15 protein-coding genes and 1 pseudogene are annotated in these 24,329 nt (G+C 72.4%); 8 read left to right on the top strand and 8 right to left on the bottom strand.

Annotation, left to right across the window (positions count from 1 at the left end):
• Positions 1-1,148, top strand: a 1,148-nt coding sequence (locus BIV57_RS08145) for an aminoglycoside phosphotransferase family protein (protein WP_217651705.1), incomplete at its 5' end; no start/stop codon positions are given.
• A 203-nt stretch (positions 1,149-1,351) separates the two neighbouring features.
• Here the strand turns inward: BIV57_RS08145 and BIV57_RS08140 are convergent.
• A complete protein-coding gene (locus BIV57_RS08140; RefSeq protein ID WP_071656005.1) occupies positions 1,352-3,094 on the bottom strand; it encodes an FAD-binding dehydrogenase in 1,743 nt (580 codons plus the stop codon).
• A gap of 181 nt (positions 3,095-3,275) precedes the next feature.
• On the opposite strand from BIV57_RS08140, the gene BIV57_RS08135 reads away from it, so the two are divergent.
• Positions 3,276-5,528 (top strand): protein kinase domain-containing protein, encoded by a 2,253-nt coding sequence (locus BIV57_RS08135; protein ID WP_071656004.1) that lies wholly within the window; start codon positions 3,276-3,278, stop codon positions 5,526-5,528.
• Positions 5,529-5,588: 60 nt separating this feature from the next.
• Positions 5,589-7,763 carry a protein kinase domain-containing protein gene (locus tag BIV57_RS08130; RefSeq protein WP_107409507.1) on the top strand — a complete coding sequence of 725 codons (2,175 nt, stop codon included), beginning with the start codon at positions 5,589-5,591 and terminating at the stop codon, positions 7,761-7,763.
• Positions 7,764-7,775: 12 nt separating this feature from the next.
• Here the strand turns inward: BIV57_RS08130 and BIV57_RS08125 are convergent, their stop codons facing one another.
• On the bottom strand, positions 7,776-8,462 hold the full coding sequence (locus BIV57_RS08125) for a hypothetical protein (protein WP_139275529.1): 687 nt from the start codon (positions 8,460-8,462) through the stop codon (positions 7,776-7,778).
• Between the two features lie 112 nt (positions 8,463-8,574).
• Between BIV57_RS08125 and BIV57_RS08115 the strand changes: the two genes are divergently transcribed.
• Positions 8,575-10,737: a protein kinase domain-containing protein gene (locus BIV57_RS08115; protein ID WP_139275527.1), complete on the top strand. Its 2,163-nt coding sequence runs from the start codon at positions 8,575-8,577 to the stop codon at positions 10,735-10,737.
• Positions 10,738-10,770: 33 nt separating this feature from the next.
• Here BIV57_RS08115 and BIV57_RS08110 read toward each other — a convergent pair whose 3' ends face one another.
• Positions 10,771-11,481, bottom strand: coding sequence for a hypothetical protein (locus BIV57_RS08110; protein WP_071655999.1), 711 nt, complete (start codon positions 11,479-11,481; stop codon positions 10,771-10,773).
• A 225-nt stretch (positions 11,482-11,706) separates the two neighbouring features.
• On the opposite strand from BIV57_RS08110, the gene BIV57_RS08105 reads away from it, so the two are divergent.
• The 3 genes from BIV57_RS08105 to BIV57_RS08095 are packed head-to-tail and all read left to right on the top strand — an operon-like array spanning position 11,707 to position 14,742.
• Positions 11,707-12,729, top strand: coding sequence for a serine/threonine-protein kinase (locus BIV57_RS08105; RefSeq protein WP_071655998.1), 1,023 nt, complete (start codon positions 11,707-11,709; stop codon positions 12,727-12,729).
• A gap of 53 nt (positions 12,730-12,782) precedes the next feature.
• Entirely contained in the window at positions 12,783-13,985 is a 1,203-nt protein-coding gene (locus BIV57_RS08100; protein ID WP_071655997.1) for a sensor histidine kinase, read from the top strand.
• Between the two features lie 34 nt (positions 13,986-14,019).
• Positions 14,020-14,742, top strand: coding sequence for a response regulator (locus tag BIV57_RS08095; RefSeq protein ID WP_071655996.1), 723 nt, complete (start codon positions 14,020-14,022; stop codon positions 14,740-14,742).
• A 48-nt stretch (positions 14,743-14,790) separates the two neighbouring features.
• Here the strand turns inward: BIV57_RS08095 and BIV57_RS08090 are convergent, their stop codons facing one another.
• The 5 genes from BIV57_RS08090 to BIV57_RS08070 form a co-directional block, all read right to left on the bottom strand.
• Positions 14,791-15,066 (bottom strand): WXG100 family type VII secretion target, encoded by a 276-nt coding sequence (locus BIV57_RS08090; protein WP_071655995.1) that lies wholly within the window; start codon positions 15,064-15,066, stop codon positions 14,791-14,793.
• A gap of 188 nt (positions 15,067-15,254) precedes the next feature.
• Positions 15,255-19,697, bottom strand: coding sequence for an FtsK/SpoIIIE domain-containing protein (locus BIV57_RS08085; RefSeq protein WP_336445736.1), 4,443 nt, complete (start codon positions 19,695-19,697; stop codon positions 15,255-15,257).
• A gap of 49 nt (positions 19,698-19,746) precedes the next feature.
• Entirely contained in the window at positions 19,747-20,058 is a 312-nt protein-coding gene (locus BIV57_RS08080; RefSeq protein WP_071655993.1) for a hypothetical protein, read from the bottom strand.
• A gap of 14 nt (positions 20,059-20,072) precedes the next feature.
• Positions 20,073-20,654, bottom strand: a complete 582-nt coding sequence (locus BIV57_RS08075; protein ID WP_071655992.1) for a hypothetical protein — start codon at positions 20,652-20,654, stop codon at positions 20,073-20,075.
• Positions 20,651-22,519, bottom strand: coding sequence for a hypothetical protein (locus BIV57_RS08070; RefSeq protein WP_139275525.1), 1,869 nt, complete (start codon positions 22,517-22,519; stop codon positions 20,651-20,653). Before BIV57_RS08070 ends, BIV57_RS08075 begins: the two co-directional genes overlap by 4 nt.
• Positions 22,520-23,927: 1,408 nt before the next feature.
• Here BIV57_RS08070 and BIV57_RS08065 point away from each other — a divergent pair.
• Positions 23,928-24,329 (top strand): annotated as a pseudogene (locus BIV57_RS08065) (hypothetical protein); the annotation flags it as partial.

The following is a 24,329-nucleotide window of genomic DNA, read 5'->3' as shown; positions in this document are numbered from 1 at the left end:
CGCACGAGGTGGCCGCCGTGGTGCGCGCCGCGGGGCGCCGCGAGCCGCGCCCCGGCGGCGAGCCCGCGCACGCGGAGCCGCTCTCCACGCCCATCGTCTCCGGCACGGCTGGCGTCTGGACGGTCACCGGGGACGGCTGGCAGGCCGTCCTCAAGGTGCTGCAGCGGGACGCGGACGCCGCGGGCGGCCATCCGCACTGGCGGGCCGGCGACGAGCCCGACCACTGGTACTACTGGCGGCGCGAGGCGGAGTTCTTCGCCGACGCGGATCTGCGCGGCGCCGTCGAGCGGGAGCTGCACATCCCCGAGACCTACCTGGTGGCGGACCGTCCGGACGGCACCGTGGCGCTGTGGATGGAGCGGGTCGGCGGCTGGGCCAGCGCCGGATGGCCGCCGGACCACTACCACCGGCTCGCGCGCCGGGTCGCGCGCCTGCAGGGCCGGCTGACGGGCGATCGGCTGCCGGGCCGGCCCTGGCTGGGCCGCCGCTGGCTCGCCGCCTACCAGGAGATCCGCGAGGACCAGGGCGCGATCCTGTGGGACGGCGGGGCCTGGGCGCACCCCGCCCTGGACGGCACCGGCGTGCGCGAGCGCGCTGCGGAGTTCCGCGCCCTGTGGGAGGCGCGCAAGGAGCGGCTGGCGGAGGTCGAGGCGCTGCCCCGCACGCTCTGCCACTTCGATCTGCACCCCTACAACCTCTTCGAGGACGACGGCCGGCTCGGCGCGATCGACTGGGCCTTCACCGGCCACGGGGGCGTCGGCGAGGACGCGGCGACGCTGGTCTTCGACACCGTGTTCGACTTCCATGTGCGGCCGGACGAGGCGGACCGGCTCTTCGCCGAGGTGGTCGACGGCTATGCGCTGGGCCTGGCGGAGGTGGCCGCGGAGGCCGCGGCGGAGGCCGGGCCGACCGGCGGCTCGGGCGAGGGCGGCGACGTCCGCGAGCAGGTGCGGCGGGCGGTGCTGACCACCGCCGCCGCCAAGTACGCCTGGACGATGCCGGCCGTGCTGCACGCCCTGCGCGACGGGATGCCGATGCTCAACGGCCGGGCGCTGGGCCTGTCGGTGCCCTGGTGGACTCAGGCGTCGCTGCGGCTGCTGGACCTGGTCGGGACGCGCGGACCGGCCGAATCCGACCGGCGCGTTTAGCGCTCGTCGCGCCCGGGGAAATCGCTCAGGTGAAATAGCCACTCTGTTCGTATGCTGGACGTACTTTCCAGTATGTGGACTGAAGGCTCATCAGGTTCGATCGTCTGATTCGATCGGATCCAGCCACGGGTCGCCCGGGGCCGCACGGGGGACGGCCTCGGCGCGACCTGTGTCGTGCCGGCCGCTCACGGCCTCAGTCGGCTTCAGTCGCCCAGCGCCTTGGCCGCGGCCCGCCCGGCGGCGCGCCCCGAGAACATGCAGCCGCCCAGGAACGTCCCCTCCAGCGCCCGGTTGCCGTGCACCCCGCCGCCGCCGAAGCCCGCCGCCTCGCCGGCCGCGTAGACGCCGTCCAGCGGCGAGCCGTCCGCCGTCAGCACGCGCCCGTCCAGGTCGGTCTCCAGCCCGCCGAGCGTCTTGCGGGTGAGCACGTGCAGCCGCACCGCGATCAGCGGCCCCGCCTTGGGGTCGAGCATCCGGTGCGGGCGGGCCACCCGCACCGCCCGGTCGGTGAAGAACCGGCGCGCCTGCGAAGTGGCGATGACCTGGAGGTCCTTGCCCAGCTTGGAGGCCACCTCGCGGTCGCGGTCGACGAGGGTGCGGGCCAGCGCGTCCGCGTCGACCAGTTCCTTGCCCGCCCCGTCCGCGGTCAGCGCATTCATCTTCGCGGCCAGCTCCGGGACCGTCCGGGCGATCACGAAGTCCTCGCAGCGCTTGGCGAAGCCCTCCACCGGCCCGGTGGCGCCGGGCAGCGCCCGCCGGAGGACGGCCCGCCAGTCCTTCCCGGTCAGATCCGGGTTCTGCTCGGACCCGGAGAGTGCGAACTCGTGCTCGATGATGCGCCGGTTGAGGACGAACCAGGAGTGGCCGTGCCCGTTCCGGGTGATGTGGTAGAGCGCGCCGAGCGAGTCGAAGCCCGGGAAGAGCGGCACCGGCAGGCGCGTGCCCTCGGCGTCCAGCCAGAGCGGGGAGGGCCCGGAGAGGATCCGGATGCCGTGGTGGCTCCAGACCGGGCTGTGGTTGGTGATGCCCTCCGGGTAGTTCCACATCCGGTCGTTGTTGATGACGCGGGCGCCGGCGCGGGCGGTGTGGCCGATCATCAGCCCGTCGACGAAGTCCGGCACCCCGGAGAGCATCTCGGCCGGCGGCTGCCCGGCGTCGGCCGGCCAGTTGGCCCGCACCAGCTCGTGATTGCCGCCGATCCCGCCCGAGGTGACCACCACGACCGGCGCCTGGACGCGGAAGTCGCCCGCGGTCTCCCGGGAGGTCTTCTCCGCCCGCTCGGTGGACGGCGACGGCGCCAGCACCTCGCCCTCCACGCCGTCCACCGTGCCGCCGCTCCTGGTCAGGCCGGTGACGCGGTGGCGGAAGAGGAAGCTGAGGCGCCCGGACTGCTCGGCCGCCCGGCAGCGCCGCACGAACGGCTCCACCACGGCCGGGCCCGTCCCCCAGGTGACATGGAAGCGCGGCACCGAGTTGCCGTGCCCTCCCGCGAGGTAGCCGCCGCGCTCGGCCCACTGCACCAGCGGGAACCAGCGCATCCCGAGCGAGTGCAGCCAGGCGCGCTTCTCGCCGGAGGCGAAGTGCACATACGCCTCGGCCCACTTGCGCGGCCAGTGGTCCTCGTCGCGGTCGAAGGCGGCCGAGCCCATCCAGTCCTGGAGGGCCAGCTCCTCGGAGTCGCGCACCCGCAGCCGGCGCTGCTCGGGGGAGCCGACCAGGAAGAGGCCGCCGAAGGACCACCAGGCCTGGCCGCCCAGGGTCTGCTCGGGCTCCTGGTCGACGACGACCACGCGGCGTCCGGCCTCGGCGAGCTCCGCGGCGGCGGCGAGGCCCGCCAGGCCCGCGCCGACGACGACCGCGTCGGCACGGGTGACCTCGGCGGTCGCGCCGCTGTCCTGGGTGGTCGCGCCGCTGTCCTCGGGGGATCGGGGTGACGGTTCCGTCATGCGCGCGAGCCTACGGCGGGAGCGCCGCGCTTGGCTACCGTTCGGTAGCGCGCGGCGGACGCCGGACCGGGGCCAACGGACGCCGCACACCGCGCGATTGCCGTGTCGTAGGGTGCAGGGCGTCGACACCGAGGCGCGGCGCACCCCGCCGCCGCCTCGCGCAACGGGGGAGAGGGCAGAGATGGAGCCGCTGGAGCCGGCCGATCCGCTGACGCTGGGACCCTACCGGCTGGTCGCCAGGCTCGGCGCCGGCGGCATGGGCCGCGTCTACCTGGCCCGATCCGGCGGCGGCCGGACGGTGGCCATCAAGGTGGTGCGCGCCGAACTCGCCGGCGACACCGCCTTCCGCCGCCGCTTCGCCCGCGAGGCCGCGACCGCCCGCCGGGTCGGCGGGCGCTGCACCGCGCCGGTCGTCGACGCCGATCCGGACGCGGCGACGCCCTGGCTGGCCACCGAGTACGTGCTCGGCCCGCCGCTGGACGAGGCCGTCGCCCGTTTCGGCCCGCTGCCCGAGCAGAGCCTGCGGGCCCTCGGGGTCGGCCTCGCCGAGGCGCTGACGGACATTCACGCCGCCGGGCTGGTGCACCGCGACCTCAAGCCGTCCAATGTGCTGATGGCCGTGGACGGGCCCAAGGTCATCGACTTCGGCATCGCCCGCGCCCTCGACGAGGAGCGGCTGACCAGCACCGGGCTCGTCATCGGCTCGCCCGGCTTCATGTCGCCCGAGCAGGCCTCCGGCGCCGAGGTGACGCCCGCCTCGGACGTCTTCGCGCTGGGGTCGGTGCTGGTCTTCGCCGCCACCGGGGTGCTGCCGTTCGGCGACGGCCCGTCGGCGGTGCAGCTGTACAACGTCGTCCACGAGCCGCCGGAGCTGACCGGGGTGCCGGAGTCGCTGCTCCCGGTGATCCGCGCCTGCCTCACCAAGGATCCGGCGAAGCGTCCGCAGCCGGCCTCGCTCGCCGGGGAAGGCGGACTCGCCGCGCTGCTCGGGGAGTCGGGCGGCTGGCTGCCGGGGCCGCTGGCCTCGTCGATCGCCTCCCATGCCGCGTCGATCATGGACATGGACGCGCCGGACGCGCCCGACCACTTCCCGCAGCCGGTCGCGGCGACCGTCCGCGAGGGCGGAGCGGGCGGAGCGGGTGGGGCAGCCGGGGCGGGCTCGGCCGGCGGGGCCGGCACGTCGGGCCCGGGGGCCTCCGGCGCCGGGACCACGCAGGTCGGCGGCGGGCCGTCCGGCCCCGGGCGCCCCTCCCGCCGGAAGCTGCTCGCCGCGGCCATCGGCGGCGGCGCGGTGGTCGCGGGCGGCGCGGCCTGGGGCATCACCGCGCTGGTCGGCGGCTCCGGCTCGCCGTCCACCGGCCCCACCCGCGCCCCCGGCCAGGCCCCGGACGCCGATTGGCGGACGACCGTCCCGCCCGCGTCCTCCGCCGGACGGCCCGTCGTCAGCGGCGGAACGGTGCTGCTCCCGGTGGACCCGACGGCCGCACCGTCCTCCGGCGCCGCGGTGGTGGCGGTGGACGCCGCGTCGCACCGCACGCTGTGGAAGAAGCCGGGCAGCGCGATCTCCGGGCAGCCCGTGGTCGGCGGCGGCAAGACCGTCCTGCTGCGGGACGGCGCCCAACTGCGCGGCTACGACGCGCGCGGCGGACAGCAGCGGCTCGACGACCGCCCCGGCGCCCCGTGGCAGGTGCTCGCCGCCGACGCGACGGCCGCCTACCTCGTCGTCCGCGCGGCCGGCGGGGCGTGGTCGCTGACGGCGGTGGACCTGTCGACGCGGCGCCCGCGCTGGACGAAGCCGCTACCGGCGGGCGGCGCCCCGGGCACCGGCGCGGCGGCCGCGCTCGACGGCGGCAGCCTCGTCTACGCCTCCGGGACGGGCTATCTGACGTGCCGTGCGACGGCGGACGGCGGCGAGGCCTGGCACGCGTCCGGGAAGCTCACCTCCCCGGCGCCCATGCCGGTGATCGCCGACGGGACGGTCTACGTCAGGGACGGCAGCAACGACCCGGACAGCGGGACGGCCCGGCTGCTCCGGTTCCCGCTGCGCGGCCCCGGCACGCCGACCCCCCTCGCCACGGCGGGCGACGGCGACGGCGGCGTCTCCGCCCCGGCGGCCACCGGCGGGGCGGTCTTCGTCGTCGCGGGCCGCAGCCTGGTGGCCTACGACACCGCGTCCCACCAGCAGAAGTGGTCGGTCGACCTGGTGTACGGCATCGACGGCCAGGCCACGGTCCTGGCCGGCTCCGGAACGGTCTACGTCGCCGAAACCGGATCCCTGGGCATCCAGGCCTTCGACGCCTCCTCCTCCAAGCAGCTGTGGACCTTCCGCTCCGGCGATGCGTCCACCGCATCTCAGAACTGGACGGCCACCCTCTCGGGCGGCCGCCTCTACGCGGTGCTGGGGACCGCGCTCTACCGAATACCCGCGAAGTAGCGGCAGATGCCGAAGCAGACAGAGGACTCGGAGACTCAGGGGGGCTGATCTTCCATGGTCATGCGTGAGTTGGGCACCGGCGACCCGCGGTTAGTGGGGAGCTACCGGACGCTGCGGCTGCTGGGCGAGGGCGGGATGGGGCGGGTCTACCTCGCCCGATCCCCCGGCGGGCGGACGGTGGCGGTGAAGGTGATCCGTCCGGAGTTGGCGGGGGACGGGGACTTCCGGGCGCGGTTCGCCCGGGAGGTGGAGACGGCGTGGACGGTGTCGGGGACCTACACCGCGCCGGTGGTGGACGCCGATGTGGAGGCGGCGGTCCCGTGGTTGGCGACGGCGTATGTGCTGGGGCCGTCGCTGGAGGATGCGATCGCGGCGCACGGTCCGCTGCCGGAGGAGAGCCTGCGGGCGCTGGGGTCGGGGTTGGCGGAGGCGCTGACGGAGATTCATGCGGCGGGGCTGATCCACCGCGACCTGAAGCCGTCCAATGTGCTGTTGGACGTGGCCGGTCCGCGGGTGATCGACTTCGGGATCGCCCGGGCGGTGGACGGGGACGGCTACACCCGTACCGGGCTGGTGGTGGGCTCCCCGGGGTTCATGTCGCCGGAGCAGGCGCAGGGCGAGCGGGTCGGGGTGGCCTCGGACGTCTTCTCGCTGGGTGCGGTCCTCGTCTACGCGGCGACCGGCAACGGCCCCTTCCGGGGGCCGAGTTCCGCCGCCCAGTTGTACAAGGTGGTCCACGAGGACCCCGACCTCGGCGGCGTCCCGGCGTCCCTGCTCCCGGTGATCCGCGCCTGCCTGGCCAAGGATCCGGCGAAGCGGCCGGCGCCGTCGCAGCTGGCCGGACCGGACGGTGCCGCGGCGCTGCTGTCGGAGTCCGGCGGCTGGCTGCCCGCCCCCGTCGCCTCGGCGATCGTCGCCCATGCCGCGGGCGTGATGCGGCTGGATGCGCCGCCCGCGGCACCGCCGCCGCCCGCCACGATCCCGCCCGCCCAGGCGTCCGGGCCCGCCGCCCGGCCGCGTTCCGCGGCGTCCCGGCGCGCGCTGCTCACGGCGGCGATCGCGGGCGGCGGCCTCGTCGCGGTCGGGGGCGGCGGCGCCTGGGCGTACGCGGCCACCGCGCCCAAGCCCAAGCCGAAGCCCAAGCCGCCGCGGAAGCCCGGCCAGGCCCCGTTGGCGACCTGGCGCAAAACGATGATCCCGGTCGGCGGCCCCTTCACGGTGCACGGCGGCGTCCTGGTCGCCCCGCTCTCGGGTGACAGCTCCACCAGCCTGGGCGCCTACGACATCGCCCACGGCCGGCAGCTGTGGACCAGCTCGTCGCAGATCGAGGGCGCCAATCCGCCCTGGGTGCTGCGGGGCGTCGTCCCCGCGATCACGAACACCGGTGATCTCGTGGACGCCCTCGGCGCCTACGACCTGACAAGCGGGCACGAGCGCGGCACCTACCGGCCCGCCGGCAACTACTCGGTCAAGCGCGTGCTGGCGGCCGACGCGCGGCTCGTCTACTGCGCGCTGGGGAAGGACGACCTCGGCAAGTCACCGGAGCTGATCACCGCCGTCGACCCGCTCACGGGCCGCGTCGCCTGGAGCGTCCCGTCCGGACCGGATCGGACGACCAGCATCGCGGAGGCGGGCGGCACGATCGTCGGCGACGCGCTCGTCTACCGACTGGAGGACGCGGAGCTGTACCGGTTGTGGGCCCGCTCGACCAAGGACGGCAGCCTGCTGTGGAGCAGGACGCGGCACAGCGCCGGCAGCGTCGACGCCCTGGTCCCCGCCGGCGGCCGGCTGGTGACCGTCGAATCGGCGGGCGCCGGCGACGGCAGCAGCCTGATGACCCGTGACCTGCGCACCGGCACGGCGGGGTGGACGGCGGACAACCGCCACCAGGCCACGTTCACCGCACCGGTGGCGGCGGACGGCCGGATCTATCTGCGGCGCGGCCAGCTCTTCATGGCCTACGACCCGCGGACCGGGCACCCGCTCTGGGACTCCCTGCTGGGCTCGAACAACGTGAGCGATCTGCGGATCGCGGCCGGCAGCGGAATGGTCTTCCTCGCCAACGCGCTCGCCGACGGCGTCCAGGCCTTCGACGGCGCGACCGGACGGCATCTGTGGACCTTCAGCTATCCGGGGGACTTCAGCGGCAGGGCCTCGACGTTCAACCTGGCGGTGGCCGCCGGCAGCCTCTTCGTCGCTGTCGCGACCAAGCTGTACCGGGTTCCGCTGAACTGAACCTCCCCAGGATCAGTAGTAGTTCGCGGAGAGCCGGAAGCTCTTGACGAGGGTCTGGAACCGGTCGTGGGTGCGCTTGATGCCGGCCGCGGTGGCATCGTCGCTGGAGTAGAGCGCCCACTCCTGGCCGGCCGGATCGATGAGGAACTCCTGGAAGGCGCAGTAGCGCTTCTTGGACTTGGTGTCCGTCGCCGTCAGCTCGAACCAGGCCCCGGGCATGCCGAGGACGGTGTTGGCGGTGACGGCGCCCACCAGCTTGCCGCCTCCGTGACCGGTGGAGTTGTTCGCCATGGTCTGCGCGGTGTGCAGGGCGCTGGTCTCGTCGGAGAACGAGCCGTCGCCGATCACGGTGACGTCCAAACCGGCCTCGGCGCTGCCCGGTTGGCTGTAGTCGACGGTGGAGCCGCCGTCCGTGACGCTGCGCTTCCAGCCGTTCGGCACGGCGAGCGCGAAGCCGGGCGCGGTCTCCGTCACCATGCGGTACCCGGTGGGCGCGGCGGTGATCGTCGGCTTGGGGAGCGTCGAGGCGGCGGGGACATGGACCCTGACGGTGGGCGAGGCGTGCGCCGACGCTTGCGCGGTCGGTGGTTGCGCGTCGAAGGGCCGGGTCGCGACGACCGCCGCCGCGGCCGCGGCGGCGACCAGTACTCCGGCCGCGGCTAATACCGGCCCGCTGGTGAGTTGAGCTCGACCGACCATGTCCCCGTCCCCCGTCCCCCGTACCCCGTTGTTCGCAGCCGGTCCGTATGCTCCGACTGCCCTTCGGATCATAGGCTGGTCCGGCCGTGACGGGCGACGAACGGGGATGGCGATGCGTGAGCTGGGTCCGGGCGACCCGCAGATGCTGGGCAGTTACCGGACACTGCGGTTGTTGGGCGAGGGCGGGATGGGGCGGGTGTATCTGGCGCGCTCGCCCGGCGGGCGGACGGTGGCGGTGAAGGTCGTCCGTCCCGAGTTGGCGGGAGATGAGGACTTCCGGGCGCGGTTCGCCCGGGAGGTGGAGACCGCGCGGGCGGTGTCGGGGACGTATACGGCGCCGGTGGTGGACGCCGATGTCACGGCCGCCGTGCCGTGGTTGGCGACGGCGTATGTGCTGGGGCCGTCGCTGGAGGATGCGATCGCGGCGCACGGTCCGCTGCCGGAGGACTCGTTGCGGGCGCTGGGGTCGGGGTTGGCGGAGGCGCTGACCGAGATCCACGCCGCCGGGCTGATCCATCGTGATCTGAAGCCGTCCAACGTGCTGCTGGACGTGGCCGGTCCGCGGGTCATCGACTTCGGGATCGCCCGGGCGGTGGACGGCGACGGCTACACCCGTACCGGGCTGGTGGTGGGCTCGCCCGGCTACATGTCGCCGGAGCAGGCGCAGGGCGAGCGGGTCGGGGTGGCCTCGGACGTCTTCTCGCTGGGTGCGGTGCTGGTGTACGCCGCCACCGGAAACGGCCCCTTCAAGGCGCCCAACTCCGCCGCCCAGTTGTACAAGGTCGTCCACGAGGACCCCGACACCACCGGCATCCCCGACTCGCTCCTCCCGGTGATCCGCGCCTGCCTCGCCAAGGACCCGTCCCAGCGCCCCAGCCCGTCCCAACTCGCGGGCCCCGAAGGGGCGGCGCCGCTGCTCTCCGCCTCCGGCGGTTGGCTGCCCGCGCCCGTGGCGTCGGCGATCGTCTCGCATGCCTCGCGGGTGATGCGGCTGGAGGCGCCGTCCGGGCCGTCCGCGGTCGCCACCACCCTGACGCCCAGCGGCGCCTCCACGGCCACCGTCCCGCCGCGCTCCTCGCCGTCCCGGCGCCGCCTGCTCACCGCAGGGATCGCCGGCGGCGGCCTCGTCGCGGTCGGCGGCGGCACCGCCTGGGCGTACGCGGCCACGGCCCCCAAGCCCAAGCCGAAGCCCAAGCCGCCGCGCAAGCCCGGCCAGGCCCCCTTGGCGACCTGGCGGAAGACGATGATCCCCGTCGACGGCGCCTTCACCGTGCACGGCCATGTCCTGGTCGCCCCGCTCGACACGGGTTCCGGCTCGGTGGCCCTGGTCGCCTACGACATCGCCCGCGGCCGCCAACTGTGGACCAGCGGCGCCCACATCTTCGGTTACAACCCGCCCTGGGTGGTCCAGGGCACCGTCCCGGCGGTCACCGACACCTCCACCGGCTATGGCATCGGCTGCTACGACCTGATCAGCGGGCACCAGCGCGGCACCTACCAGCCGGCCGGCGGCTACGCGGTCAACCGCGTGGTGGCGGCCGACTCCCGGCTCGTCTACTGCTCGGAGCGGACGCCCAGCGCCGCGTATCCGATGCGGATCACCGGATTCGAGCCGCTCACCGGCCGCGTCGCCTGGAGCACCCCGCCGGTGCCGGATCCGAAGGGCACCGCCGACGAGATGGGCGGCACCGTCATCGGCGACGTGCTGGCCTACCGCTCCGAGCAGCCCGACTCGTACCGCCTGTGGGCGCGCTCCACCAAGGACGGCAGCCTGCTGTGGAGCAGGGAGCGGCACAGCGGCGGGGTCGCCGCCCTGAAGCCGTGCGCCGGCAACCTCTTGATCGTCGACGGAGCCGACGCGGCCACCAGCTTGACCGTCTGCGACCCGTCCACCGGGAAGACGGTCTGGACGGCCGAGAACCGGCACGGGGCGACGTTCAGCGCACCGGCGGTCGCCGACGGGCGGGTCTACGTCCGGCAGGGCCAACTGCTGGTGGCCATGGACCCGAGGACCGGCCGGCGGATCTGGGAGACGCTGCTCGCCTCGGAGGTCGACGAGCAGATGGTCCTCGCGGCCGGCAACGGCATGGTCTACCTCGCCGACTACATCCGCGACGGCGTCCAGGCCTTCGACGGCGCGACGGGGCGCCACCAGTGGACGTACAGCTATCCCGGCGACTTCACCGGCAACAGCGGCGACTTCCACCTGGCGACGGGCGCCGGTGCCTTCTTCATCGCGCTCTCGACCAACCTCTACCGCCTGCCGCCCCGATGACGCGCCGTGGCGCGTGCCGTCGCGCGCGGCGCGTCAGCCGTAGTTCTCGGTGAACCGGAAGCTGCCGATCAGGGTCTGGAAGCGCGCGCGGGCCTGCTTGACGCCGGCGGCGGACTCGTCGTCGGTGGAGGTGAGGACCCATTCCTGGCCGGCCGGGTCGATGAGGAACTCCTGGACGGCGCGGTAGGGCTGCTTGGCCTTGCCCTTGCCCTTGCCCTTGCCTTTGCCCTTGACGTCGATGGCGGTGGACTCGTAGCGGGCGCCGGGCATGCCGAGGACGGTGTTGCCGGTGATGTCGCCGATCCGCTTGGTGCCGTGGTAGCCGGCCAGCTGGCGCGCGGTGTTCTGGGCGGTGTGCAGGGCGCTGGGGGGATCGGCGTCCGAGCCGTCGCCGATGACGAGGACCTTGAACATCGCCTCGCCGGTGGGCGGTTGGTAGAGGAAGAGCGTGCCGCCGTCCTCGGAGGTGCGCTTCCAGCCGTTCGGCACGGCGAGCGAGAAGCCGGCCGCGGCCTCCGTCACCGTCCGGTACCCGGCGGGCGCGGTGGCGATCGGCGGCTTGGGGAACGCGGACGCCGCCGGGAGCTGCTGGCGGGAGCCGGGCGCGGCGCTGGCGGACGGGCTCGTCGCCGCGTGCGCGTCGAACGGCCGGGTGACCACCACCCCCGCGCCGACCACCGCGGCCGCCACCACCCCGGCCACCGCGAGCGCGGGGCCGCTGGTGAGCTGCGTCCTGCTGAGCATGTACTCGTCCCCCGTGGGCCCATCCGCATGTTCCGCCTGCCAGTCGGATCATAGGCTGGTCCGGCCGTGACGGGCGACGAACGGGGATGGCGATGCGTGAGTTGGGTGCGGTCTGCCCCGCCGGGTTGGTGCCGTCCCGGTCGTACCGCCTTCCCCTTGCCGGACTGACGAACCGATCGTAGGCGAATGCCGTATCGTGCTCGTGCTCGGCGGAGAATCCTGGGCATGGACGGGGAGTTGGGCGTGATGGAACCGCTGGCCGACTGCGACCCGGCGCACATAGGGCCGTACTGCATGCTGGCGCGGCTCGGCGTGGGCGGGATGGGGCGCGTCTACCTGGCGCGCTCGCCCGGCGGGCGGACGGTCGCGGTGAAGGTGGTGCTGCCCGAGTACGCGTCCGACACGGTCTTCCGCGACCGCTTCCGGCGCGAGGTCGCCGCCGCGCGCACCGTCGAGGGCAAGCACACCGCGCCGGTGGTGGACGCGGACCTGGAGTGCGCCTCGCCGTGGCTCGCCACCGACTACGTCCCCGGGCCGGATCTGGACGCGGCGGTGGCGGCGCACGGTCCGCTGCCGGAGGACTCACTGCGCGCGCTGGGCGCGGGCCTCGCCGAGGCGCTCGGCGACATCCACCGGGCGGGGCTGGTGCACCGCGATCTGAAGCCGCCCAATGTGCTGCTGGACGTGCACGGGCCGTGCGTCATCGACTTCGGCATCGCCCGCGCCGCCGACGGCAGTTCGCTCACCCGCGCCGGGACGGTGATCGGCTCGCCCGGCTTCATGTCGCCGGAGCAGGCCTGCGGCGACGAGGTGACGCCCGCCTCCGACGTCTTCTCGCTGGGCGCGGTGCTGGTCTTCGCGGCCACCGGGCGCTCGCCCTTCGGGGACGGCTCCACGGCCGGGATGCTCTACCAGGTGGTGCACGACGACCCGGACCTGACGGGGGTTCCGACGTCGCTGCTGAAGGTGGTCCGCGCCTGTCTGGCGAAGGACCCGGCGCACCGCCCCACGCCGTCCCAGCTGGTCGGGCCGGACGGTGCGGCGGCGCTGCTCACCGCCCCGGCGGGCTGGCTCCCGGCGGGGCTGACGGCGGGCATAGCCCTGCACGCGGAGACGGTGATGCGGATGGACACCCCCGCTCACGGCTACCCGGCCGCCCCCGCCCACCCGGAACCGGCCCGCCACACCCACGGCTGGCTGGGCCGCCACTTCCACCTCCGTCACCGCCCGCGGGACGCGCAGCGCTGACCGGAACATGACCGCCCTGGCTCGGTGAACGCCCGGCTGGTTAGTCTGTCGCTATGCGGCCCGAAGTAAGTGACCTGCGACGATGGGCCGTGAGGCGCCCGATGGCCCAGGACGCGGTGATCGCTGTCCTGTCCGCGGCCGTCGGCCTTCGGTTCGTGGAGATGGGGTCGGCCGGTGGTGGAGGGGACAGCCGGGCGGTTGGGGTTCTGCTGCTGGCCCAATCGGTGGCGCTCGTCCTCCGGCGCAGGTTCCCGCAGTCCGTCTTCGCGGTGACGTTGGCCGCGATGATCGGCGGGACTGCGGCCGCACTTCCTGCCGTGGCCCTGATGATCGCTCCCGCAGTAGCGTACGGGACCGCGGTGGCGCGCCTCGGCCGGCGCAAGGGCGTGCTGGCGGGGGCGCTGCTCTGGGCGGCGGTCGTGTTCGCCGCGGCGCGTCACGGGTCGCACGGTGTCCCGGATGCGGCGCTGCTGGGCCTGCTGGGGATCGCGCTGCTCGGTTGGGCCGCGGACGGCAGACGGCTGCTGCTCCGGCAGCGCGCGTCGGCCGAGGTGCAACTTGTCCGGTTGGAGGAGGGGCAGCGGGAGCGGGAGCGGCAAGCCGTACTGCTGGAGCGGGTGCGGATCGCCCGTGAGCTCCACGATGTCACGGCGCATCACCTTTCAGTGATCGCGGTTCAGTCCAGTATGGCCCGCTATGTCCTGTCCACCGAGCGGGAGACCGCTGAGCAGGCCCTGCTGAGCATCAGCGAGGTGAGCAGCGAGGGGCTGGCCGAACTGCGCCGCCTGATCACCCTGCTCCGGCCCGACGAGGAACGGGAGTCCGGGCATCGCGAGGATCGGCCCGCGCCGGGCATCGAGCAGCTCCCCGTGCTGATCGAGCGGATCGGCCTGTCCGGCGTTCCGGTCCTTTACACGGTGACCGGAGCCCAGCAGAGGCTGACGGCCGGGCTGGAGCTCTGCGTCTACCGTGTGGCGCAGGAGGCGCTCACCAATGTGCTCAAGCACGCACCAGGCGCGTCTGTCGACATCGTTCTTCACTATGGAACCGAGGAGCTCCGGCTCCATGTCTTGGACGATGGGCGGAAGCCGTCGGGTTCGACTCACCCGGTGGAGTTGCCCAGCGGGGGCAAGGGCTTGACGGGGATGCGGGAGCGTACAGCGCTCTACGGGGGTTCGGTGAGCACCGGCCCGGTTCCGGGCGGCGGATTCTCCGTCGATCTGCGGTTGCCGTTCGCCTCCGGCAAGGACAGATGATCGTGCGATCGACTGGGGAGACGGGGAACCCGACGTGACACGAGTGCTGATCGCGGACGACCAGGTGCTGATCCGGGCCGGCCTGGCGGCGATTCTGCGCGCCACGGCCGGCTACGAGGTCGTCGGCGAGGCGACGGACGGCGAAGAAGCTGTGGCCATGGCCCGCGCGACTCGGCCGGATGTGGTCCTGATGGATGTCCGGATGCCTGAGTCCGACGGCATCTCCGCCACGCGCCGCATCCTCGACGCGTGTTCCGACGACCCGCCGAAGGTGCTGATCCTCACCGTCTTCGATCACGACGAGTACGTGTACGAGGCGCTGCGCGCGGGAGCCAGCGGGTTCCTCCTCAAGGACACGCCGCCGGAGCGCCTCCTTCCGGCTCTTCGGTCCGTCGCCGACGGGGACATGCTCTTCTCTCCGACGGTGACTCGCCGCCTGGTGGAGTCGTACTGCGCGACCAGGGCGCCTGAGGAGGAGTCGTCCGAGGACGACGGCGCCGCCGGGGCCGTCAGGCTCGCTGCCGAGGGAACCGAGGCGCTGACGGCCCGGGAGACGGATGTGCTTCGCCTGGTCGCGGCCGGGCTGAGCAACGGCGAGATAGCCGAACGGCTCGTGGTGACCGAGGGCACCGTCAAGACCCATCTGAACCGGGCGATGTCCAAGCTCAACCTCTCCAGCCGGGCCCAGGCGGTCGTGCTCGCCTACGAGAGCGGGCTCGTCGTGCCGCGCCGAGCGGCCGAGGGCCCGGTGGGGTGATGCGGTCGACCGCATCACCCCACCGGGCCCTCGAGGCGCATGGCCAGGTCAGGAACCGGCCTGCTGGATGTTGTTGAGGATCTGGGTCACCTCGTGCTGCAGCTTGCCGAGAGCGTCCTGCATCTTCTTCAGCTGAGAGGTGGCGTCGGGCCAGACCTGGCCGCGGAACTGGTCGGCCTTCGGGCCCTCCCAGTGGTCCTTCTGGCTGAGCCGGTCACCCGTGGTCTTCAGGGTGCTCATCGCGCTGCCCAGATCGTGGTTGATGATGGTCAGCATCTTCTTGGCGTCCGCGTGGGCCTGCGGGGTCACCTTCACTGTGGCCATGACGTCTCCTGAGTGAGTGAGGCCGTGCTCGTTTTCCGACTCTCGTGTGATCCGAGTTGAACTCTAGGAGTCCTGGGCCACCGGAGGCGTCAAACCGGGGTTGGGTCCTTGTCTCCAACCCCGGGTAGCGGCGCTCGGCCGACAGAGCGGTCCGGGCGGCCGCCTACCGCTGTGGTTGACGGACAGGGTCAACCCACGGGCACCTGGACCCCCATCAGCTGGCCGCCGCGGACCAGGATTCCGCGTCCGGCCGGGCCGGATCCGGCATTGCGGGGCAGGCGGATGTCGAACAGCTCGCCCTCGTTGCCTCCCGGGGCCAGCAGCAGGCCGGCCTTGGAGCGGCGCGCCTGGACCACGAATCCCCGGTACTGGGAGGTCAGCACATCGGCCGCGCCGGCGACGACCATGCCCTGCTCCGCGTCCTGGGCCGCCTGGACCAACTCCTCCAGGCGGTCCGCCATTTCGTGCTCCTGGAGCAGCTCGGCGTCGTCGACCAGGACGACGTAACGGTCGTGCCCTTCCAGCGCCTGATCGATGTCGAGGGCGGTGCTGTCCGCGGAGAGGACGCCCAGCACCCCTTCGCGGCCGGCGAGTTCACGCAGCGGCGAGCGGCGGGGGCTGACGGCCAGCACCGGGACGCCGCGGCCGAGGAGCTGCCGGGCGACGGCCATCAGGGCGGTGGAGCGGCCGGAGCGGGGCGGCCCGGCGATGACCACCCCGGGGACCTCGTCCATCAGGTCGAACCCCTGCGGCAGCAGCTCGTCGCCGCCCGCGCCAAGGGCCACCCAGAGCGGCGAGGCGGGCGCCACCTGGTCGCCGAGCCCGAGCATCTCCTCGTAGCCGATCCGGGGCGGCAGGGCGTCGACCCGCATCGGCCGCTGCGCCGGAACCGGTCGGGCGTGCAGCTCGGTGGCGGCCCTGCCGATCGCCTGCACGGCGGACGTCTGCGCCATGCCGGACGGATCCGCGTCGAGCAGTGCGAACTGGGCCTCCAGGACGCCCCGCGCGGCGACGCGGAGCGTCCGGCCGTCCGGCATGTTGTTGGGAATGCTCCTCGGGGCGACGCCGCCCATGGCCATGTCGTCCGGGTTGGACATCCGGAGGAGCAGCCGCTCCTCGAACACCGAGGAGATCCGGCCGCCGAGGCCGCTCTTGTCCGACGTCACGACCGCGTGCAGCCCGGCCGCCGCGCCTTCGCGGAGAAGCCGCAGGACGTCGTCGACGAGCCTGCCGAAGTCGTAGCTCTCGAAGACCGTGTGGAAGCCTTCCCAGAGATCGAGCATCAGCAGCATCCAGGGCAGCCGGTCCTCCGGCGCGGCGGCCCGGCGCTGCTCCGCGACGCTGGAGAAGCCCTCGGCGGCGAGCAGCTGCTGACGCCGCGACACCTCGGCCTGAAGGCGGGCGAGCAGCCGCTCCACCCGATCCGTCTGGTCCCGGGTCACGACCGCGCCGCAGTGCGGCAGCCCGACCAGCGGCAGCAGACCGCTCGAACCGCAGTCCAGCGCGTAGACGTGGAGGTCGGCCGGGGAGAGCCGGGACGCGAGCGAGCCGGCCAGCGTCCGCAGCGCGGTGGTGCGTCCCGACCGTGGCGATCCCGCGATCAGGAGGTGGCCGGTGCCCGACGCGGCGAACGTCAGCGGCACCTGCGCCTGCTGGGCCGGGAGGTCGAGGAGCCCATACGGCACCTCTGGGAGGTTGGCCGCGACCGAGGTCCCCGTCGACGGCACTCCCGCAGCGGGCGCGCCGGAATCGGCCAGTTCGTCCACGGTCACGCAATCCGGCAGTGGCGGCAGCCACGGGCGGCGCTGCTCGGACTTGCCCTGGCGGACAGCCGCGTCCGCGATGGCGGCGACCAGCACCGCCATGTCGGTGGTCAGATCGGCCCCGGAGCCCTTGGCCTCCGGGCGGGGCGGCGGCGGATAGGCGAGATCGCGCCAGCCCGCCGGCGAGACGTCCGAGACCGGGACGGCTGCGGTGGTGGTCGGCCTCCGACCGCCGATCCGCGCGGTCTGGACGGGTCGCAGCGCCGAGGCCCCGGACCGCACATAGCAGCGGCCCGGGGTGGACTTCCCGATCAGCGCCGCGTCCGGGGCGTCGATGACGTCGTTCGACTCGTCGGGGGAGGTGACCCTGAGCGAGATCCGCAGGTTGGTGTTGGCGCGGATCTCGGCGCTCACCACACCTGCCGGGCGCTGCGTGGCCAGGACCAGATGCACGCCCAGCGAGCGTCCCCTGCGGGCGATGTCGACCAGGCCGGCGACGAAGTCCGGGAGCTCGGCCACCAGCGAGGCGAACTCGTCGATGATCAGTACCAGCCGCGGAATCGGCTCGAGTTCGGGCCTCAGCGCCTTCGTGTCCCAGTAGTCCTCGATGTCCTTGGCCTCGGCGTCGAACAGCAGGCGCTCCCGGCGGCGCAGCTCCGCGCCGAGCGACTCCAGCGCCCGCTCGGTCAGGTGCGCGTCGAGGTCGCTCACCATGCCGACGGTGTGCGGCAGGTTGGCGCAGTCCTGGAACGCCGAACCGCCCTTGTAGTCGATCAGTACGAAGTTGAGGGCTTCCGGATCGTTCGCGGCGGCGAGCGAGGTGATCAGGGACTGCAGGAGCTCGGACTTGCCCGCTCCGGTCGTGCCCGCGACCAGCGCATGGGGCCCGTCCCGGCTGATGTCGAGCTCGAAGACGCCGTCCGGCCCGTAGCCGAGGGGAACGCAGGTGGTGCGGCCGCCCGTGTGGGCCCACCGCTGAAGCACCTGGTCCGCGTCGGGATCGGGCATACCGAGCAGGTCCAGGAGCCGGGCCGAGGTGGGAAGCGCACTGTCCGCCTCGTCACGGCTGATGTCCCGGACCGGGGCCAGAGCGCGGGCCGTCCGGTCGCACCAGGCGACCGTCACCTGATCGGCCACGACTCGTCCCAGCCGATCGAGGCCGGCACCGCGGAGCACGACCGTGCCCGGAGCGGCCCGGTCGTCGGAAACCACCACGGAGCACTCCTCGGGGAGCAGGCGCTCCTCGCGGTCCAGGCAGAGCGAGTAGACGCCGACCTTCGGCCCGTCGATGAGCAGTTGGGGCAGCCCGGGGACGCGCCGCAGGGTCTGGGCGCCGTCCAGCACGACCAGGATCGCGGGATCGCGGTTGAGCGCCGAGACCATCCCGCCGCCGCTCTGCCGGACGCTCATACGGCGGTCGATCTCGGCGACCAGCTCGGCGACCCGGCGACCCACCGATTCCCCGTCGTTGCCGAGCAGGGCCCGGCACTGCTGCCCCTGGCGCGGCCGTGCGTGCGGGAGCCAGCGGAACCAGTTCCAGTCCGCCTCGGCCTGCGGGCCGGGAGCGAGCAGCACCAGCGACAGATCGCGAGGACTCTGCAGGACGCAGCTCTGCGCCACCAGCCAGCGCATCAGCCCGCCCATCGACTCCCGGGCGCCCGCGAGGCCGACCACTCCGGCCTTCGCCAACTCGATGCAGACCGGCGCGCTCTCCACCGTGGGCGGCACCGGCGCCTCGTCGCTCCGGTCAGCCACATGGATCTTGATTCCGGCAGGCTGGTCGGCGCTTCCGACCCGGAGGATCAGCGCATCCTCGTCGTCGAGGCGACGCTCCCACAGGCGCCGTCGGGGGCCGGTCGCAACCAGGAGGGTCTGGGCGGGGTCCGGGTAGCCCTCCCGCCGCTCGGCGCGGTCCTGGATCCGCAGGTACTCCAGCTGGCGCTCGTACTCCGCAAGATCCTTCTGGTACTTCTTGACCTCCTTGCGGCGCTTCTTCTTCCCGTAGCGGGACTCGCTGAAGTACTCCGCGAGCATCATCAGCGGTGTCAGCCCGCAGAACAGCAGCATGTAGGCCGATTTGAAGAAGTACCAGGCCGCCACACCCATGATCATCGGTGCGAAGGACGCCGCCAGCATCAGCCTGGCGCCCTCCGGCGGATCGCTCAGTCTGGGCTGGACGACCGCCTTGCCCGGCGAGTACGACGACACTCGCGGAGGGCGGTTGAAGGCAAGACCGCCGTCGTCCGAGGCCGACAGGAACGCGTCCGGCACGGACGGCGGGTAAACCGAGAGCAGGCTCGTGCCGACCGTGACCACCTCGCCGACCCTCCAGTCGGTAGGCGCGGCGGAGTCCAGACCGGTCCCCTCCAGGGCGGCGACGGCGCCCGGCACCGGCGCGACCCGCACGGCGTCGGGCGCGACTTCGATGCGCAACGAGGTCGGCGGGAGCGAAGGGTCCTCGATCCGGACGGTGCATCCAGGGGCGGAACCGACCGTGGCCACCCCGAGCGGCAGCCGCGCCACCAGGCCGGCCCCGGGACCGCCGACCACCCGGAGGTCCACGACCCCTTGCGGCTCGGTGAGCCGCGTGGCGGGCGCAAGGCGCGGATCCAGGCAGACCAACTGGCCGTCCAGCAGTGCCTGCTGAACCGGGCGATCCGCGGGGAGTGCGTTCCCGTTCGCCCACAGGGTGCCGACGCTGTCGCCGCCGGGCGTCGCGGCCTGGGCCATCAACCCGGCGAACGACGCCGACGGCGGTCCGAAGCCCCGCTGGGCAGGCTGCCGGTTCCCGTCGATCATCCCGGCCAGCTGGACTGCGACATCGCCGACCGTGGCGCCCTCGGGCGCATCGATCACGAGATCCCGCACAGGGCCGGCGAACTCCGTGACGACTGACAGCGCGAGCTGCATGGCGGCCTCAGATCCGCCCGGAGAGCTGCAGCTGCTCCATGTGGGCCTGCTGCGGTGTCACCTCTTTGTCGAGGCTGTTGCGCTCCTTCAGCACCGCGTCCAGGAAGGCGCTGGTCTGGCTGCCGAGTCCGGCCGAGTGGCCGTGCAGGTCGCTGCCCCAGCTCCGGGCGACCGGGCCCATCCAGACATCGCCCTTCCCGCTGTCCATCTGCTTGTCGGCGGCCTTCAACGCCTGCGCGACAGTCGTCTGATGGGCGGAGACATCGTTGTAGAGGTCGTCGAGCGCGCGCCACATGGGGCTTTCGACCTTGTTGCTCATGGGGTCGCCTCCGATCAGCGATCAGGGAATGCGGTGGGTGCGGGAGACGGGTCCGAGGACGTGGGGGACTTCAGCTTGTCCGCGCTGCTCGAGTAAGTGTCGAGCAGACCCTTGGCGGCGCCGCCTGCCTTTGTGCACGGGCTGAGGACCGTGAGGCCGATGGTCGGCTGCGACGCAGTCGCCTGCGACTTCACCGGCTTGAGCACAGCAGTCTCGCCCTTGCGGGTCGCGGACGGCAGCCCCTGGTACGTCCCGGCGGGGTGCCAGCCCGCCGCGGTGAGGCGTTGGGTGACGGCCGCCGCGAATCCGGGCTGCTTGGACGAGGTGCCCATGAGGAGCATGTACGCCGAGTAGCGCAGCGAATCGGAGGAGCTGCCGCCGCACGCAACGAACGTGCCGTCGTCGGGTCGGCGCTGTGCGGCGTCGCCGATGGCGTAGTAGGCGTTCCAGTAGGCCGCCACGGCCCCCTTGCGGGCGTCGCCGGCGGCGCTCTTCCCGCCGGAGTCGCTCTTCCCGCCTCCGCACGCGGCCGCACCCACCACGAGCGCCGCGGTGATGAGCGCGGCCGCGGCGCCGCGGCCGGACCTGGGACTCATTCTCCGTCCACCCTTCCGCTGATTCGGCCGTGGTCGAGGTCGAGGAATCGGCCGTCGGTCGCCTGTGCCACGTCCTGGTCCTTCAACCAGGCGTTGTACGCGGCCTGCTGCTGGGGCGAGGCATTGTCCACCAGTTGTCCGCCCGAGTTGAGGAACGGCTTGCCGTCCGAGTACATCTCGGCGTACTGCTGAGGATGCCCCAGGTCATGGTTCTTGGAGTAGGCGATCGACGCAGCGAGCGTCCAGTCGTCCTGCCAGGTCACGAGCTTCGGCGGTTCGGGGCTGCCGCCGCCGTCGACGCTCACCTTGTCCTGCATGAACAGCTTCATCGCTTCGGTGGCGACGCTGCGCGTGACGGGACGGGCGAGCTTGCTGGCGATGTCGGCGGCGCCCATCGGCGGGTCGAAGGCGACCACCAGACCCGTGGTGATCGTGGCATTGATCTCGTTGGTGACCGTGGTCTGCCACTTCTTCGCCGCGTCGCCCTTTTCCTTGTACACCTTCATGGCCTCGGCGCCGAAGACACCGTTCAGCAGGCCGGCGGCGTGCAGGGCCTCGGGGTTGTCCGGATTCTCCTGGGCGAGGGTGGTCGCCTCCTGGCGACTCGTGCTCAGCAGGTCCGCGGCGGTGGTGCCGTCCTGCATGGCCTCGTGGATGAACCCCTGCCACTGGGCGCTGCTCACCGAGACGTGTCCTGCTCCGAGATCGCCGGGCGGCGCCGGGTCGGTGACGGACGCCTGCATGTCCGACCAGTAGTTGCTGATGATCGAGCCGAAGGCGTTCTGGATCGGGCCGTAGGTATGGTCGCTGCCGCTGTAAGCCTTGATCAGAGCGGTGGCGTTGTCCGCGGCCATGTTGGGGTCATTGCCCATCCCTGGAATCGTCCCGGCCTTGATGACCTTGGCGAACGCCGCCGCCTGGTCCGGCGCCATGCCGCCGTGGTGGTCCGAGCCGTGCTTGATCCAGTCGCCGAGCCGGCCCTTGAAGTCGTGGAGGAACTGGGTCGAGGCGGCCGGATTGTTCGCCATCGCGTTCCACACGTCGTTGCCGTACATGGCGTTGCCGCCGCCCGGACCGGTCGCCTGCATGCCCAGGTTGACCAGCACCGACTTGGGGAAATTGCCGTACTGCGCCAGCGGCGCGAGAAGCGACAGGTCGTCGTTGCCGAACCCGTCCTTCACCTGGACCCCGTTGTGCATCGCTGTGGAGAGCAGGGTGGCGAGCACGTAGGACCCGGCATCCTGGTTCGACGGGTCGTACGCCCCGGAGTCCATCCGCAACTCGTCGAGCCGATGGTCGGAGTTGAGCGCGTTCACCGCCGTCGTGGCGTAGTCCGGGTCGCTCTCGTTGGCGGACAGCAGTTTCATGTAGTCCTGGAGCGAGATCTTGCCGTCCTTGAAGTCCTTCTCGTCCTTCTGGGCGGCCTTCTGCGCGGCCGCCTGGGTCGGGAAGTTGCCCAGGGAGCCGGCGCCACCGCTGACCATGCCGTCCCCGCCACCGGTGTAGTCCTCCTCCTCGCGCTGGCTGTCGACCGCGAGGCTGTGGCGTCTGCGCAGCATGGGCAGTTGATCCTGAGCCCAGGACAGGTGCTTCTTGAGCGAGGTCAGCTGGGAGGTGTCCAGCCCGATCCGGTTCGCCTGCGACGACCAGCCGGCCAGCACGTCCGGTGCGCCGCCCGTGCCGTCCTTGGTGCCCGAGTCGATCGCGCCGATCATCGTGTTGAGTTTGTCGGGATCGATTCCGATCGCGTCGGCACCGTCTCCAGGTACCTGCATACGTGCCCCCGTTGCTGATGTGGTCCGACCACCGTCCGAGTGTTTCAACCGGTGGGTCACTATGTCAGCCGATCGCTGCACGCGCGACACCGGCGCTCGTCGGAACCGGACGCCGAAGCGCTGTTTTCCCCTTGCCCGACAAGTGGAGAGATCCTCCGAGCTTCACTGACCGCTGATGCATCGACGGACGCCATGGGGGGCGCCAGGTGGGTGTGGACAAAACAGTCCGGCCGGATTGCGCAAACGGGCCGCGGACGCTGGCACGCAGCCTCGACAAGGCCGGGCCGGGGGGCGACGACCACCAGCAAGGCCCTCGAGACCGTGCAGCGGACCGGATCCGTCGGCGTCGGAGTCGCCTCGCGCACGGCGCCGAGGACGTGGGCGACTTCAAACACGGCCTCGACTGGAGCGAGGCGTGTGCTCGAGCGATCAAGGAGGCGGGAAGGGGTTCTTCCGCCGGCCCGAGGGGAGTACCAGCACGGAGACGCTGGCAGACGGCAACGTCGTCAAGGCGAACACGGTCTTCGTCAAGGTCCGGCCCGACGGTCCAGTGCACGCTTATCCGCTGGCTCGGTGACACCGACTCGGCACGATTGGTGAAACGGGAACATGGAATTCTGGATTCACCTGGGATCGCCCGCGCTCCACCATCCCCTACGACTCTCTTTATGCGCTCGTCGATGATGTCGTACTGATGCTTGAGCGGCTCGGCGATCTGAGTGCGTCGTCGGCGGCTCCGAGTTCAACGTGGACTGGTCGCCGCGGTGGGAGGGTGGGCAACTCTCCGTCAGATCCCAGTGGGACAGCATCATCGGGGGCTACGAGTTCCTGCTCAACGAGCGGAGGAGTCCCCGTCACGCGCGATGCGCTCGTATCTGCGCATGGCGGTCTACTGTCCCGGGCGGGCGTGCCGCGCCACGCGTGAGATCGTCGAGCTGCTGCACGTCGGCCTCGACCACTGGGACGCGTCCCGGGTCCTGGCAGCCTTCTGGTGGACGGCGACCGGGCGGCACGGTCCGACGGCGCCCGGCTGGACGCCGCGCGCGGCGACGCCGCCATCGCTGCACGGCCTTCCGCGGAGGCGTACCAGCGGCAGCCTGGGCCGAATCCCGCATATCCGATGCGCGACGTGCGCGCACTGTGGTAGCGCGTGAACGAGCTGTCGCCGCGGACGTTGCAGTGGGGTAACGAGGTCGGTGCAATCAGGCGGACGGGGCGGGGGAACCGAGCCCCCAACGCCGCGCGTCGTCAAGGGAGACTCGACGTTTGTCAGGTGCACCCGGCTCGGTCCGACGCGCCTGTTCAAGGTGGGGTGTGTCTGCTAGACAGTGCAGGGTCAGAATCCTGATGTCCGGTTCCTGACACGGGCCCGGACGCTGCATCGACTCGACTCAACGGGGATGAAGAGAAGTTGGCCTCCAGGACACAAGAGCGTCCCGCGGCTCCGATCCCGGGCGCCTCGCCGCGTACTCCCTCGGCTCCGCGGGAGCGCAAGCCGATGCTGGCGGCGCTCGGCGTGCTGCTGGTCCTCGCCGGTGCGCTCGCCGGGACGATGCTGGTGCTCAACTCGGGGGACCGGGCCTCGGTGGTGATGATCACCAAGGCCGTCGCGGCGGGTGAGACCGTCACCAAGTCGGACATCGAGGAAGTGCGGGTCGCCAAGGACTCCTCGATCAACTACGTCCCGTGGTCGCTGAGCGGCACCCTGCCCCAGTACAAGGCCTCGGTGAACATGATCCCCGGGACCATCCTCATCGGGCAGATGCTCACCAAGAACGCCACTAACCTGAACGGCAAGGTCGTCGTCGGCCTGTCCCTCAAGGGCGGCCAGTACCCCGCGGGCATCAACAAGGGCGACCACGTCGAGATCTTCAACACCGACACGGCCGGTTCCTCCGGC

This window comes from Mangrovactinospora gilvigrisea, from assembly GCF_001879105.1.
Taxonomy (GTDB): Bacteria; Actinomycetota; Actinomycetes; order Streptomycetales; family Streptomycetaceae; genus Mangrovactinospora; species Mangrovactinospora gilvigrisea.
The sequence above is the reverse complement of the archived record's forward strand: the minus strand, read 5'-3'. Positions and strand labels throughout refer to the sequence as shown.